This window comes from Enterococcus sp. DIV0240d (genome assembly GCF_051711245.1).
Taxonomy (GTDB): Bacteria; Bacillota; Bacilli; order Lactobacillales; family Enterococcaceae; genus Enterococcus_D; species Enterococcus_D casseliflavus.
In genome coordinates this window covers 1,533,974-1,548,100 of the sequence record NZ_JBIOMG010000001.1, presented here as the reverse complement: position 1 = coordinate 1,548,100, position 14,127 = coordinate 1,533,974, and the positions used below count along the sequence as shown (strand labels likewise).

The window sequence follows — 14,127 nt, the reverse complement described above, 5'->3', positions numbered from 1 at the left end:
CTATGAGAATCTTTACTTGGCTCCGTGACCACCGCTCACTGTTTAAAACCCTCTTCTTAATTGCAGTCGCCGTGATCGTGTTCGGCGAGCTGCTTTCGTTAAGCAAGACGATTTCGATTGATCAACTAAAACAATTGTTTGCGCAGCTATCCCTTTGGCGAGTGGCTTTAATGGCTGTCATTGGCTTACTGTGTGTTTTTCCCATGGTCTTATATGATATCGTCTTGAATCGCTTACTAGGGGACAAACCTGAACGCCGCTATTTACTAGAAACCAGCTGGATCATCAATACCATGAACAATTTGATCGGCTTTGGCGGATTCATCAGTATCGGGTTAAGGTCGGAATTCTATGGCAAAGGAAAAAAAGGCAAAGACGTTGCCCAAGCAATATCGAAGATTTTTATCTACTTGATGTCTGGTCTTTCGATTTTATCGCTTGCAGCGCTGGCATTCGTCCTCTTCGGTCCCACGACCGATTATCTCCAACAGTATTGGATCTGGCTTTTAGGCGGCAGTCTTTATTTTCCAATCGTCTATGCGCTTAGTTTTTCCAAAAAAAATGCCTACTTAGGTGGGCTGCAACGACGTGATCGTCTGCAGCTGATCGCCGCTTCCTTATTGGAATGGCTAGGTGTTTTTGCCGCCTTCTTTACGACGGGTCTGTTGATGGGTCTCTCGGTCGATGTGTTTCAACTTTTGCCGCTTTTCATCGCTGCTTCCGTGATTGGGATCGTCTCGATGATTCCTGGCGAACTGGGAACCTTTGATGTCATGATGATTATGGGAATGGGTTCACTACAGATTCCCCGTGAAAGTGTCATTGCCTGGCTCTTGCTGTTCCGTCTGTTTTATTACATCATTCCCTTTTTGATCGGTTTGCTTTTTTTCTCAAAAAATGTCGGTGTCTCCCTCAACCAGCGCTTTTCTGGTATTCCAAAAAGCTTGTTGTTGGAAGTGTTCCACAAGATCGAAGTGTTGCTGCTTTATCTGACTGGAACGATGTTGGTGCTTTCCGCCACGATCCCAGAAGCCTTTGATCAAATCAAATGGTTAGCCCACCTCAATCCGATTCGCTTGAATTTTGTGATGCAGTACCCGAGTATCTTTCTCGGCTATCTCTTTTTGATCGCCGGTCGCGGCATCTCTGCCCGTGTCAGTCGCGCGTATATGCCGACGCTTTTGTTGATTGCAGCAACAATCGCCTATGCTATTTTTGCGGGTTTCCGCTTTTCGACCATGCTGTTTCTTCTATTATTACTGGCGATCATGATTTTTTCAAAAAGCGAGTTATTCCGAAAGCAACTGGTTTTCGCTTGGGAATGGCTAACGATCGATGGTTTGCTGATTGGTTCATTGACGATCCTCTATGTCATTATCGGGGTCTACAATATGCCCCATATCAATCGGCATCCGACGCATCACCATTCGATGGATTTTTTGCTTTTCCCTTCTGAAAAATTATGGCTCCAAGGCTTCGTTGCGATTTTATTCGTCGCCGTTGCGATGCTGCTGTTTGCACGCTACTTGATGGGACCAAAGCACCAACTCGGTGTCAGTGCCGCCACCGATAAAGTGAAGCATATTTTGAACACTTATGGCGGCAATAGCGATAGCCATCTTGTCTATTTAAAAGACAAGCAAGTGTACGTTTATCCAGAAATCGGCGAGCCGACGGTCTTTTTTCAATTTACGACCTTTAATAATAAATGCTTAGTCATGGGGGATCCTTCTGGGAAGCAAGCAGACTTTCCCCAGGCACTGGAAACCTTTTTAACAGAGATGGATCAGTGGAATTACTTGCCAGTCTTTTATGAAAGTAGTGAAGAAATGGTGATGCTACTGCATGAATTCGGGTATGACTTTATCAAATTCGGTGAGAAAGCCTATGTGGATCTGCCTAGCTTCACCCTCTCAGGAAAGAAAATGAAGGGACAGCGGGCATTGAACAACAAGATCACCAAAGAAGGCTTTACCTTTGATGTGCTCACTCCACCCTTTTCAGCCGAAACCTTTGCCACCCTTAAGGAAATTTCTGACAACTGGCTAGATGGACGGAAAGAAAAAGGGTTCTCCCTTGGATTCTTTTCAGAATCCTATCTGAGTACCGCACCAATTGCAGTCGTCCGTAATCAGCAACAAGAGATCGTCGCGTTTGCTTCCTTTATGCCAACCTATCAGACAGGCTTAGCTTCCATTGATCTGATGCGTCACGATCCTGAAAAAGCCCCGAACGGAACGATGGATTTCTTGTTTATTCAGCTGTTTGACTATTTTAAAGAACAAGGCTACCAACAATTCGATTTAGGTATGGCACCATTAGCCAATGTTGGTACTTTCCGCAGTAGTTTCTTACAAGAGCGGATCGCCTATCTCGTTTACACTTTCGGGTCTCGCTTCTATTCTTTTGAAGGATTGCGGGAGTACAAACAGAAATATGCCGCTTCTTGGTCCCCTCGCTACATCTTATATTCTCGGGACAGTTGGATCGGTTATGTCATGATTGCTCTGTTGATCGTCGATAATCAAGCGGCAGACAAAACGAAATAAAAAAGCTCAAATGCGCCGGTTTATTCTCGGAGCATTTGAGCTTTTTTCATTTGTTGCGCTTCAAAGTTATTCTACTGATTTAGATGGTGCGTTTTCCCAAAGTTGTTTGACGACTGGAATATTTCCTAGTTCCGTCATATTGGATGGCAGAATGACCGTGTTGGTATTGCTGTTGACCACGTCTTTAAAGGCTTCGATCCCTAGATAAGATAAGGAGCGCTCGTCTAGCTGGCTTTCTTTGATTGCTTCATTGATAGCTAAAATCCGTTTGCGTTCAGCTTCAGTGATTTTCGCGATTCGTTCCGCTTCTGCCTCAGCATCGATCCGTACACGTTTTGCCCGCGCCTCTGCATCGATTTGGGTTTGTTCTGCCCGAGCTTGCGCGTCGATCGTCATTTGCGAAGCTTTGGCTTCGGCACTTAAGACTGAAGAAGATTTCTCCCCTTGGGCTCTTGTGATCATGGATTCTTTGTCTCTTGAAGCTGTGATCAATTTATTCATTGATTCAATGATTTCTTGGGAAACTTTGATTTCCCCGATATTGATCCGGTCGATCGCTAACCCATAGCCAGCAGTGATGTCTTTGATTGAAGTAAATAGAGCCACGTTGATTTCTTCAGTTCCATTTAGAACCTCGTTCAGATCCATTTTCCCGATGATCCCCCGTAAGTTTGATTGGGCATCTTGAATCATTGAGATAACGGAGTTTTCATTTTCGTAAACAAAAGCACGAACATCAGTGACGTGGTATTTGATTGCTTCATCGATCTGCACGATTACGTTGTCTTTCGTAATTGCACTTTGCGGTTCGATCTCCAAAGGAATCTGTTTCAAGGACACTCTTTCTCTAACTGTATACAAAATCGGAACAAGAAAATGAAGACCTGGCTCCAACGTTCGAACATATTTCCCAAAACTTTCCACAACTTTGACTTCCCCTTGACGAACGATCACAGCAGTGCTTGCGATCAGCCAAATCAGAACCACTAATACGAAGATAACTAAAATAATTTGGATAATGATCATTGTAAAAACCCTCTTCCATTTTCAAATAATGTATTGTTAACACGGGTCAATAAGACACCGTTTTCAACCCCGATAATCTCTAACATGACATTTTCAGCAGGAATCCCTGCAATCACTCGATATTCTGTGTAGGTGCCATAAAGACGGATATAGCCTGAATAATGATCCGTCAGCGATCGAAAATAACGTCCAACCGCTCGTTGTTCCATGTAGTCTACGATGATTTTCCACCCTCTTTGCCTTCGTGCAGGTTATTTTTCGTTTCAATTGATTCGTTCATTCTATGACAAGTGTTACTAACTATAATAGCACGTTTCACCCAAGAGGACAGTATACATTTCATAATTCCCTCCTTTTTAGAAAAAAAAGACGAGCTGAAAACAAATCCCTTGCATTTGCCAAATAAATTTCATACAATCTAATTGTACAAAATATAAAAATCAGGAGTGAAGAAATAATGAAAAAAATGTATTCGACAAAAATGATCAACACTGGCGGCCGCTCAGGAGAAGTTCATAGTCCCGATCATTCATTTGAACTAAATATTACTGCACCTGGCAAACGTGTTGAAAATGCCACCAATCCAGAACAACTTTTTGCGGCTGGGTTTAGTGCTTGTTTCAATAGTGCCCTTGAATTAGTAAAAAGCAACAAAGGAATCGACGGTGCTTCGACTGTCAGTGCACAAGTGACGTTATACGCAGAAAGTGAATCAAGCTTTGTTTTAGGCGTTGAGATCGAAGGTCAAATCGAAGGTTTATCAACAGAGGAAACACAAGAATTGCTTGAAATCGCTCATACCGTATGTCCTTACTCAAAAGCTACAGCTGGCAACATTGAAGTGACTGTCAAAGCCGTTAGCGAGTAGACTTTCGTTGAAAAAACAGCTATGATAAGAGGCGGATGTTAGAAAAAGGAGTGAAAACATGAATGTCTTAGCGTTAGAAAACCAATTGTGTTTTCCTCTATACGCCGCTTCAAAAGAAATTATCAAACAGTACAAAAACTTACTGGACCCGTTGAATTTGACCTATACCCAATATTTAGTGATGTTGGTGTTATGGGAAGATGAAGCGATCAGTGTCAAAGAATTGGGGAAGCAATTATGTCTAGATTCTGGCACACTGACACCGGTTTTAAAAAAGCTTGAAGCAAAAGGATACCTAGTAAGAAATCGAAATCAAGACGATGAACGTTCCTTGCGGGTCACATTGACTGATTCAGGCAAAGGACTCCATGAACAAGCGCTAGAGATCCCCTGCAAAGTAACGGAATTCTTGCCCCTTGAACCGGAAGAACTGTCAGTCCTCCACGAATTGACGACCAAAATGGTCCAAAAATTTCAAGAACAAGAAAAATGATCCGCTGTTTTCACAGTGGATCATTTTTTTATCTTTTAAACCTTCACTAACAAACAGCGAAGAAAACGGGATGACCTACGAAGCTTTGGTTTTCAATTCGCCAATAACATTTCGCAACTGAGTTAATTGTTCTGGGTCTTCAATTTTTTTGATCGCAATTTTTACCAGTTCAAAAATTTGTTCCTCCGTCAAACCACTTTGCAAAATCTCCAATTCGGTGACGGCTGGTTGGAAACGACGAGCCAAAACTGACCCACTCATCTTGATACTTGCGATCTCAAGTATCCCTTTATTGACTAACTTAGGAATCACTGACAATGACGTGTTGCGATTCAAGCCGAAGCGTTCACTAAATTCGGTACAGCATAGCGGCTCATCCACAGCCCAAAAACAAACTAAGACTTCCCACTCTTTTTTTGAAAAACTCAAGTAATTCATAACTGCTCCTTTCCATGCCAATCAGGCTGGTTCTTATTTTCTAATCAAAACAATCGCAGCTATTGACATAAGCTATCTATCCTCTTCATTTTACGATTGTTTTTTCTTTCACTAAAAGGATTATATACCAATAATAATCCATTTTATTCATAATTTCAAAATAATTTTTATTTTAATGATAAATAACACGTTTAATTCTCCTTCTTCTCCATAAAAAAAAAGCGACTAGATGCGCTAGTCGCTTTCTTTTCTATCAAGTGATCCTAAGAAGAACCGCTTATTGGATGTTGAAGATCAGGCTTTCGTGCTCTTTTTCTTTTAAGGAATAGCCACAAAACTCTTTATTCAAATTCGGATAATCGCGTTCGATCATCTGAATAACCTCGATTTCCGTCAAAAATTTGTCTTCTGACAATTGCAACGAGTTCAACAAGACAAAGCGTGAATCATAGCCTAAAATCTCTGGCATCAATTGCCAAAAATTTGAGTGATCAATTTGTTGGATCGTTTCTTCAAAGTTAGCAATCAATTGTTGTACATGATCATAGACTTTGGGATAATCAGATTTTAACAAATCCAACAGTGCTTGATCGACCACCTTATCCAAATAAGCCTTTGTGTCCGTATAGATTATTGAAGAAATCACTTATTTCATCAATCCTTTCATTCAAATGCCATATTCGACATCGTCAAGGATGGCTCCCTGTTCCTATATATAGCATACTATCGGTGATTTTCGTTCTCAGATTAAGGATAGAATCAAGAAAAAAAGGAGAAGTCGTTTTTTGATTCCTCAATCTTACTCCACAATAGCAAAATTTTGCTGAACTGATAAGCAAAGCGAATCAGCAACATCTGAAAATGAGAAATTTGTCAGATTTCCCTCCTTTTTTAGATAGATTGCCTCTCTTCTATACGAAAAATCAGCCGCCAAGGATCGCATCCTTTAGCGTGATCGATTTGAAACAAACAACCAGCAGCCCTTATTGCCCTTCACAAAAAACGGAGACAGCATAATCTCAGACAGAACCTTCAGCAACATGTATAATTAAAGTAGAGAAAGTCATCAAAAATAAACGAGACGAGGAGTGGAGCAAAGATGAAGAACCATTGTAAATGCGGCAAGAAGTTAACTGGCAATGAAAAAAGCTGTCCGGACTGTAAACACAAAAAACAGCAAACTTTAGATTCCTTGGAAAAATTCGTTAAATACGGCAGTTTTGCTTTAGCAGGCCTATCATTAGTTTTAAAAATTGCGAAAAGTCGACAAAGTTAGCAGTGATCGACTGAGAACTTTAATAAAAAAAAACGCCGTAATGGCGTTTTTTTTATTAGTCTACAATCATACTCTCCAACTGCCAATTGACCGTACCAGTATACGTCCCCGGTTGAATCAAATCAAAATCAGGAACAAATCGTAAATAGCAGTTGTATTCATTTAAAGCAAGGGTCAAATCAGCCTCGCCGTCGGGAAGCTGCTGAAAAAGGATCGTTTCTTCTTTCGTAACTGTTGCCACCAAGTGATCGTCGAGCGGATCATAGATCACGAATTGGACTTCTTCTGCCAACTGCTGCTGGTCTTGCAAGAAATCAGTCATTTGCCCACTAAGCTGCCAAGTCCCTTCACTGCTGTTGCTGATAGACAGCAGTGCCGAGGTTTGATCAAACGAAACAGGGAGATAGGCAAAGCCATCACTTCGGATCGATCGTGCGAGCTCATTTACATTGATTGTCGGTCCGTTGATCGACTCCGGCGCACTGAGAAATTGTACACTGCCTCGAAAATCAATGCCATAATAATGGGTTTCTGATTGATTTCCTTCTGCATCGATCACAAAAGCAGCAAGATAATAAGTGGTTCCCGGCTCCAGATTCGCGGTATCTCGTTCCAACGTGTATGTAAAGGGATCTGCCAATGTGGCACGCTCTATCTGAGCTGTTTCTAAGAAATCTGCCTCCGTCACCGTCTCTGCTTCCGTAAAAAAATCCGTAACATACAAGCGTGCTTGCGTTGAATTGCGGTCATCGATGGTAATCGGGGTAAAGCACAAACGGTTTTCCCGCACGATCTGCTGGGTTTCTTTCGCTTCTTCTAAGGTAGGCACACCCGTTGTCAGCGTGAGCGGAAACACACCGGTCATTGTGTAGGAATGCGTCTCAGGGCTGCCAGATACGAGACTCGATACAAAGGCATTCCCTTGGAAGGTCGTTTGCACAGGCACTGTTTGATTCAAGTTCTCATTGAGCGGCGCCCCCGTATAGGTAATCGAATAGTGGATAAGATAGTCATTCCCTTTGGCTAATGCAGGTAGGGTCGCGACCAACTCACCAGCTTCAACGCTAAAATCAATCGGCGTGCCGCCTTCTGGCATACCATTTACCATCAAATCAGGACCACCGAAATACACTGTCTCATCGACTAAAGAAAAGCCTTCTGGAAGAAACGAACGCAGCTTGATGCCTGCTTCCAACTCCGTTAAATCACTGGTGTCCTTATAAGAAAGATACGTGGCATAAGTAATTGTTTTTTGCGCATCAACGACTGGTGGTTGACTCAGAGCTGTCTCAGTATCTAGCAAAAGCTTGTTGGTGTCACGTTCAAATACGCCTGTACGCAATTCCATATCGACCAAGCCTTCGACATCAATGAATGCCACTGCTTTTTCTTGGACATTTCCACCATTAGCACCAGTAAAACCAAAATAAACTGGCGCATTGTTGGTCAAGTTCAAGTTCGTTTTGAACGTATCATCCACGGGTACCGTGACATCGACCCCAAAATCTGGGACAGAATAATGCAAGGTTTGATTGGGCTGATCGAAAGTAACGGTAAACGTATGCCACTGGCTATCGGAAATATCAGTGACCGCAACAGTATCAAGATGGTTGACGACTTTATACGACGGCAGCCAGCCTTCCGTCGTATAGGCGTCGTTTGAACCTGGAAAATTCCATGCGATATGATGACTATTGGGGGCATCACGATCTATGGCACCATGGAGACCCAGACTACCAGAATTGTAGTAAGTATCGAATTCGATGGCAAAGCTTTGCGGAATCGCTCCGGTATTCAGTGGGTCGGTTCCCCCTACATTCGACCAAACACCAATCGTTGGACCGGCTTGTTGAGCAAGTGCATTTAAGCCAATGCTTTGCATAACAAAAGCTAAGCCATCGCTATCAGCAGCTGCATTTTCAATGCAAAAAGCCATTTCTAAACGAAAAGATCGGGTAAAAGAAACCGCTTTGTTGAACCAAACGCCCCCACTAACATTTGATGTCACCCCATCATTTATCTGAACATAGTTATAGCCATCCGATCCTTGCGGAGAACGAGCTTGCCCCACCGTAGTGATCAAGGTCTCATCGATCGGCAACGTCGCAAAATCTGGCTCAACGACGGTCGCCTCAACAGATGCGTTTCCTGTATAGCATAAGGCGATACCTAACAAGAAGAAAAGTAAAAAACGTGTCGTAAGAAATTTTTTCATCGTCATCCTCCGCTTTGTTTGATCAAGTGCTTAAATGAAGTCTTCTCATTCCTGCTCTGTTGTTTCCTTTGATTTTTTTCGTCGCAAATACATCAGGAGCAATAGACTGGAAATAAGCAGGAGAATGACCACTGCAACAATATATACCCAACGGTTGCTGTGAAGAGAGCCTGATCCCACGATCGTTTTTCGATTGATCGATTCAGCTTCTGGGCGAGAAACAGTAACGCTATCCTCAAAAACCCACGTTCCACGTGGGGCACTCAGCTCGATTTGAATGTGATAGGTTCCTGGCTCTACAATTTCTTCATCAAACGCGCTATAAAGATCCAGTGTAGAGTTTGGGCCAAATTGAAAACTTTCCGCAGTAAATCCCCCCACAACCCTGTCACTGTCTTGCTCACGAATCACAGTCTTAACAGCAATCTTCCCAAAAGCAACTGGCTGATCATTTTCAATGCGGCTTTTTAGGGATGCGATGCCGTCTTTTTCTATCGCCTCACTTTCGATCAAGGAAAGTTCAGGATCAGGTAGCGGATCTAACTGCTGACGAAGGCGGACACCTTGGACGATTTTATAGGTTGACGTAAGACTTGTTTCCTCCGCCTCTTGCCCCTCCTTTTGTTCTTCTTCAAAAGAAAAGGCACCTAAGATTTCACCTGTAAAACGCTTGTCATTCATTGAAAGAGGAAATACCACTTGGCGTGTTTCCCCTGGTGCAAGCTGAATCATTTGATTTGGTTTCTTTATCAAGGTCGTGAAAGACACCCCGCCAAAATCCTCTGCTGTTTCGGCTGCCTGATAAGCGATGATCCCAGTAGCAGCTGTGTAACTATTCAGTGCGGATGCTTGTATCGTAAGGGTTTCCGAACTCGTGTTATGAAGGGCAACGGTCAAATTCTGTTCGGTCTCATGATTTACCAGTAAGTCGAAATAAGTGACGTCACTGACTTGATTTTGGGGAAGTTCAGGGGTTACAGTGAACCGTGTGGTCTGTGCATGACCGGTGACTTTCGTAACGCAACACAAACTGATAAAGAAACTAATGAGTACGAAGCACTTGATTTGTTTTTTCATTGTCGCCCTTTCTTTCCTACTCTGCTTGATACGTGTTCGCTAATGTCCAAGTGATCGTGCCGCTATAAGTGCCGCTGTTCACATTTTGCTTTGGTACGGTTAATGAAGCATTGGAAAAGTTAAAGTCATTGGTTGCTAAGCCAGTTGTGCCATTAGCAGAAGCGATCAATGTAGGTTCTGTTGCCCCTACCATCAATTCGGTGCCCGATACTAGCGCTGCATCGCCAGAAGCCGTTGTACCATTTAAAGTGACTTTGGCATTTGCCAGCTCGTTATCGCTAGCATTCGTCATTTTCGATAATTGCGCCGTCAACTGCCAGCCAGCTTGATTCGGCCCACGGTAATCTGTGATCGATGTCACTTCATTCGACGTTGTTTGAATCACTTGTTCATCGGTAGCGATCTCTTGGATACTGCTTGTACCGAAGTTAAAATTAGTCACCTGATCCAGTGACAAGATTCCTTGCTCGATCGTTAGCGTTGCTTGACTCGTCATTGAAGCCGTTGGATTCGCTTCTGCTGCAGCTGCCGCAGTCGGCGCCATTCCTAAACCCATTCCGACCAAACCTAACATTACTGCCTTTTTGTTCATTTTCATCTCTTCCTTCACTTTTTTTAATGAGAAACCGAGGTTAATCGAAAAAAACAGCCTTAAAAAATAATAATTTAATTGGTGTTTTTTCATTCTATTCTCATCTATCATAAGTATAATCCATCATGGTTATCATACGGTTCACAGATTTAGCGTAAAAAAAACGCCAAAAAGGAGAATCCCTTATGTATCGAGAATTCATTTCTCCCGCAGAAGAAAAGAAATTAGAGATTTTCAAAGTTGTCTGTAATTCCAATGGCGTGACATTGGTCCAACTGTCAGAAGTTTTGAACATCCCACAAAAAAGTCTGCAAAAATATATTTATTTTTTAAATGAAGATTTGCAGCTGCTCTCCCCTCACCTGCTTCTATCAAAAAATCATTACAATCAGTATTTTGTTGATCAAGCAGAGGACGATGAACCTTTCTATGCAAAATTGATGTATCATTATTTGCTCAACTCCACACAATATACCTTGATTCACTACTTGATTGGGCGCCCGCAAATGACCTTGACGCAATTATGTTTGGATTTGCATGTCAGCCAATCGCATATGTATCGGTTGATCAAGAAAATCAATCAACTATTGGAAAAGTTTCAAATCCAAATTCGAACAGACCTGAATAATCGCATCGTTCTTGATGGAAAAGAGCTTGATATCCGTATTTTCACCTACAGTTTCTTGACCCAAAGTGCGCCTGCTGATTTGTGGCTATTGCCGAGCGTTTCCCATAAAAATGTCGAAGAGTTTACAGCGTTCTTTGCTGTTTCTCACTTTGATCCGTTAACGAAAAATAAACTCGCTGCATTTTGGCAAGCAGTGGTCAGCCGAACGATCCAGAAAAAATATTTGCCAGCGATTCCTGAAAAATACATGGGATTGATGAATTTTTATTGTTTTTTACCAGAGGAAATCCTCGAATCGCTTTTTTTGAGTGCCGATTATGCCTCAGAAAAGACGCTTCAGTCAGAATATCTTTACTTAAATTTCTTTTTGCATGTCTTTTTGCCAGGGGTGATTCCCCAAGAGAAGAATCAAGCGATCATCCAAGAGATCAAACATTCTGATACCGATCTTGTGCGCTTTTTCACCGCAATGATCAAAGATTGGCACGATACCTTTGCTCCAAGTCAAGAAGTCGCCGAATTTGAAAAATTATTAAGCAGCTGTCTGCTGGTCTTCAATCTATCAATCATTATCGGCATCGATCTTCTGGAAGTGTGGCAACTAGAACACCAACTGTTGACCGAAAACACTCCTTCGAATGACAAAACCTATGAAGCAATCTGCAAGCTTTTACTGACCCATGTTGAAAGGTATCCATTTGCTGACTTGGACAAAAAGTATTTTGAACAGACACAGTTGCCTTATCTTGCGCATCTCTTGTTTTTAGAAACACAGATGAATACGCCCCCGACCGTGTCGATCTATATTCAAACGACGATCCAATACCGCACGAAGCAAATGATCGAGACAAGGATCCGTTCGATTTATTCCAAAGCTTCAGTGACTTTTATTAACCAGATGGAAGCAGCCGATCTATTGATCACCGATAGTTATGAAGAAGTGATTTTTTCCGAAAAATTAGTCTTACTGTCTAACCTACAAGCCGAACAAGAGTGGGCAGCCGTTTTTGCAAAGATCAATCAACTGATGATGACCAAGATGTTTGCCAAACAAGGAAAGTAAGCTGCCGATTCCATTTCCATCCACAAAAAAAGCCCGAGCATCTTTGCTCGAGCTTTTTTCCTACAAGTTTATCCAGGGTTGTTAAGCGAAGAAGCTACCACCCGTTACACTGTACACTTGACCAGTTACATAGCTTGCTTCATCAGAGGCTAGGAAAACGTAGACTGGTGCTAATTCGACTGGTTGTCCAGCACGTTTCATCAATTCTTTTTGACCAAATTCTGGGATCGCAGATTGTGGTTGGCCACCAGAAATTTGAAGTGGCGTCCAGATTGGACCAGGCGCAACGGTATTGACCCGAATGCCTTTTTCACTTAATTGCGCAGCTAGCCCTTTACTAAAGGAAGTAATGGCACCTTTCGTGGCTGCATAGTCTAAAAGATGGGCGCTTGGTTCCGCACTTTGGATCGAAGTGGTCGTGATGATGCTTCCACCAGCTGGTAAGTAATCCAATGCTTCTTGGACTGTCCAATACATCGAGATGATATTCGTTGTAAAGGTGTCTTGAATTTGTTGCGTAGTCAACTCTTTGATGTCCTTCACCGCTTGTTGCATCCCAGCATTTAGAACCAACGTATCTAACCCGCCTAATTCTTTGGCTGCTTCATGAACCAATTGACGAGCGAAGGTTTCATCTTTCAAATCTCCTGGGATCAAGACGGCTTTGCGTCCAGCTTTTTCAATGACTGCTTTGACTTCTTGCGCGTCTTCTTCTTCAAAAGGAAGATAGTTGATTGCAACATCGGCGCCTTCTTTGGCAAAAGCGATCGCTGCTGCTCGACCAATACCAGAATCACCACCGGTCACTAATGCTTTGCGTCCAGCTAATTTGTCTGAACCTGAGTAGCTTTCTTCCCCGCAATCAGGTACTGGCTGCATCTTTCCTTGAATCGCCGGTGCTTCTTGCACCTGTTTTTCAAATTTGCCATCATAATACTTCGTTAACGGATTGTTGATTTTTTCTGACATGCTCGTTTCCTCCTTGATTATTTCTACATCTTATTTGTCATCGTTTGTTATGACCTTACTTAAAAGTGTAAAGGAAGATGGAGCGAATGAGAAACGAAACGCTCACCAGAAAAAAAGCATCTGTAAGAAAACAGATGCTTAGTAAAACGAAAATGATGCATGACTCAGTAGTGAAAACGCCCCCAGGTATCTCATCATTCTGCTGGGAAATCGTAATGAAATTTTTGTGTGCAGTGGTTGATTTTGCTACTTTTCTAGCAGTTCGAGGAGTGCCCGACGAAAGGCCTCCATCTCCTTTGCGGTCTGTAGAAAAACATCGGGATGACTGTGGTGGCTGTCGATCATCCAGTGTTTGGTGTCTGTAATATGTGCTGAAACTTTCTAAAGTAATAAAAAGCATACTCGTTTTCTAAAAAATAAGCTGTTTATTCGCGGTACTAAAAACATTAGCGTGCCTTCACATATCCTTCTGATTATTAACTATTTTTTTCACAACCAATGGATATGATTTTAAAAAATTGAATATTTACGTTATCCTTTTACTCAAATAAGAATGAATGAGGAGAGATAAAATGATCCAACTTGCTCGCTTGATCTTTTGGGTACCAGTCATCTTTTTTTCGTTAGGTTTGGTCTTCCTGACAAAACGACTGCCGCGTTTCACATGGGTTTCTCTAACGATCACTGTTTCTTTGATCCTCTTTGTTTGTAAAATCTTAGAATACTCCTATGTCATGCCAGATATGAAACTAACCGTTTATTTTATGGGTTTCCTGATTTCTGCTAGTCTGCTTGGGTATATTTTTTATTTGCGTAGTAGAAAACGTTGACTGCAGCTGCGCCTCACTCGCACCAAAACATCCTCTTAGTGAACACTCATTTGACTACAACAAAGACGAGCTATACCTACGAAACAGCTCCTTTCATCCCCTT

General features: G+C 42.2%; 13 protein-coding genes. 5 read left to right on the top strand and 8 right to left on the bottom strand.

Going from position 1 to position 14,127, the window contains the following annotated elements:
* The first annotated feature begins 2 nt into the window (after window positions 1–2).
* Window positions 3–2,549, top strand: coding sequence for a bifunctional lysylphosphatidylglycerol flippase/synthetase MprF (mprF, locus tag IGJ25_RS07205; RefSeq protein WP_081116742.1), 2,547 nt, complete (start codon window positions 3–5; stop codon window positions 2,547–2,549).
* A 66-nt stretch (window positions 2,550–2,615) separates the two neighbouring features.
* On the opposite strand, the gene IGJ25_RS07200 is transcribed toward mprF, so the two are convergent.
* Together IGJ25_RS07200 and IGJ25_RS07195 are read right to left on the bottom strand one after the other, a co-directional pair.
* Window positions 2,616–3,575, bottom strand: coding sequence for an SPFH domain-containing protein (locus IGJ25_RS07200; RefSeq protein ID WP_081116743.1), 960 nt, complete (start codon window positions 3,573–3,575; stop codon window positions 2,616–2,618).
* Window positions 3,572–3,784 carry a hypothetical protein gene (locus tag IGJ25_RS07195; protein ID WP_005225691.1) on the bottom strand — a complete coding sequence of 71 codons (213 nt, stop codon included), beginning with the start codon at window positions 3,782–3,784 and terminating at the stop codon, window positions 3,572–3,574. Before IGJ25_RS07195 ends, IGJ25_RS07200 begins: the two co-directional genes overlap by 4 nt.
* 248 nt (window positions 3,785–4,032) lie before the next feature.
* On the opposite strand from IGJ25_RS07195, the gene IGJ25_RS07190 reads away from it, so the two are divergent.
* Both IGJ25_RS07190 and IGJ25_RS07185 read left to right on the top strand, forming a co-directional pair.
* A complete protein-coding gene (locus IGJ25_RS07190) occupies window positions 4,033–4,443 on the top strand; it encodes an organic hydroperoxide resistance protein (RefSeq protein WP_026008061.1) in 411 nt (136 codons plus the stop codon).
* A gap of 58 nt (window positions 4,444–4,501) precedes the next feature.
* Complete coding sequence (locus tag IGJ25_RS07185) at window positions 4,502–4,936, top strand: MarR family winged helix-turn-helix transcriptional regulator (protein WP_081116744.1); 435 nt, start codon at window positions 4,502–4,504, stop codon at window positions 4,934–4,936.
* A gap of 75 nt (window positions 4,937–5,011) precedes the next feature.
* On the opposite strand, the gene IGJ25_RS07180 is transcribed toward IGJ25_RS07185, so the two are convergent.
* The 5 genes from IGJ25_RS07180 to IGJ25_RS07160 form a co-directional block, all read right to left on the bottom strand.
* Window positions 5,012–5,374 (bottom strand): hypothetical protein, encoded by a 363-nt coding sequence (locus IGJ25_RS07180; RefSeq protein WP_225000735.1) that lies wholly within the window; start codon window positions 5,372–5,374, stop codon window positions 5,012–5,014.
* A gap of 277 nt (window positions 5,375–5,651) precedes the next feature.
* Window positions 5,652–6,020, bottom strand: coding sequence for a DUF7006 family protein (locus IGJ25_RS07175; RefSeq protein WP_015509452.1), 369 nt, complete (start codon window positions 6,018–6,020; stop codon window positions 5,652–5,654).
* A 685-nt stretch (window positions 6,021–6,705) separates the two neighbouring features.
* Window positions 6,706–8,865: an L-type lectin-domain containing protein gene (locus IGJ25_RS07170; protein ID WP_225000734.1), complete on the bottom strand. Its 2,160-nt coding sequence runs from the start codon at window positions 8,863–8,865 to the stop codon at window positions 6,706–6,708.
* Between the two features lie 45 nt (window positions 8,866–8,910).
* Window positions 8,911–9,942, bottom strand: a complete 1,032-nt coding sequence (locus IGJ25_RS07165; RefSeq protein ID WP_081116749.1) for a DUF916 and DUF3324 domain-containing protein — start codon at window positions 9,940–9,942, stop codon at window positions 8,911–8,913.
* A 16-nt stretch (window positions 9,943–9,958) separates the two neighbouring features.
* Window positions 9,959–10,627 carry a WxL domain-containing protein gene (locus IGJ25_RS07160; protein ID WP_118214972.1) on the bottom strand — a complete coding sequence of 223 codons (669 nt, stop codon included), beginning with the start codon at window positions 10,625–10,627 and terminating at the stop codon, window positions 9,959–9,961.
* Window positions 10,628–10,719: 92 nt separating this feature from the next.
* Here IGJ25_RS07160 and IGJ25_RS07155 point away from each other — a divergent pair, with 92 nt between their 5' ends.
* Window positions 10,720–12,225 carry a helix-turn-helix domain-containing protein gene (locus IGJ25_RS07155; RefSeq protein ID WP_225000733.1) on the top strand — a complete coding sequence of 502 codons (1,506 nt, stop codon included), beginning with the start codon at window positions 10,720–10,722 and terminating at the stop codon, window positions 12,223–12,225.
* A gap of 81 nt (window positions 12,226–12,306) precedes the next feature.
* Here the strand turns inward: IGJ25_RS07155 and IGJ25_RS07150 are convergent, their stop codons facing one another.
* Complete coding sequence (locus IGJ25_RS07150; RefSeq protein WP_005225682.1) at window positions 12,307–13,194, bottom strand: SDR family oxidoreductase; 888 nt, start codon at window positions 13,192–13,194, stop codon at window positions 12,307–12,309.
* A 572-nt stretch (window positions 13,195–13,766) separates the two neighbouring features.
* Here IGJ25_RS07150 and IGJ25_RS07145 point away from each other — a divergent pair.
* Window positions 13,767–14,024: a hypothetical protein gene (locus IGJ25_RS07145; RefSeq protein ID WP_010747924.1), complete on the top strand. Its 258-nt coding sequence runs from the start codon at window positions 13,767–13,769 to the stop codon at window positions 14,022–14,024.
* The last annotated feature ends 103 nt before the right edge of the window (window positions 14,025–14,127 follow it).

Excerpts from the sequence above, each read along its gene's own strand:
- mprF (WP_081116742.1), top strand. The coding sequence starts at position 3 with ATGAGAATCTTTACTTGGCTCCGTGACCACCGCTCACTGTTTAAAACC.
- IGJ25_RS07200 (WP_081116743.1), bottom strand. The coding sequence starts at position 3,575 with ATGATCATTATCCAAATTATTTTAGTTATCTTCGTATTAGTGGTTCTG.
- IGJ25_RS07195 (WP_005225691.1), bottom strand. The coding sequence starts at position 3,784 with ATGGAACAACGAGCGGTTGGACGTTATTTTCGATCGCTGACGGATCAT.
- IGJ25_RS07190 (WP_026008061.1), top strand. The coding sequence starts at position 4,033 with ATGAAAAAAATGTATTCGACAAAAATGATCAACACTGGCGGCCGCTCA.
- IGJ25_RS07185 (WP_081116744.1), top strand. The coding sequence starts at position 4,502 with ATGAATGTCTTAGCGTTAGAAAACCAATTGTGTTTTCCTCTATACGCC.
- IGJ25_RS07180 (WP_225000735.1), bottom strand. The coding sequence starts at position 5,374 with ATGAATTACTTGAGTTTTTCAAAAAAAGAGTGGGAAGTCTTAGTTTGT.
- IGJ25_RS07170 (WP_225000734.1), bottom strand. The coding sequence starts at position 8,865 with ATGAAAAAATTTCTTACGACACGTTTTTTACTTTTCTTCTTGTTAGGT.
- IGJ25_RS07165 (WP_081116749.1), bottom strand. The coding sequence starts at position 9,942 with ATGAAAAAACAAATCAAGTGCTTCGTACTCATTAGTTTCTTTATCAGT.
- IGJ25_RS07160 (WP_118214972.1), bottom strand. The coding sequence starts at position 10,627 with ATGAAAAAACACCAATTAAATTATTATTTTTTAAGGCTGTTTTTTTCG.
- IGJ25_RS07155 (WP_225000733.1), top strand. The coding sequence starts at position 10,720 with ATGTATCGAGAATTCATTTCTCCCGCAGAAGAAAAGAAATTAGAGATT.
- IGJ25_RS07150 (WP_005225682.1), bottom strand. The coding sequence starts at position 13,194 with ATGTCAGAAAAAATCAACAATCCGTTAACGAAGTATTATGATGGCAAA.
- IGJ25_RS07145 (WP_010747924.1), top strand. The coding sequence starts at position 13,767 with ATGATCCAACTTGCTCGCTTGATCTTTTGGGTACCAGTCATCTTTTTT.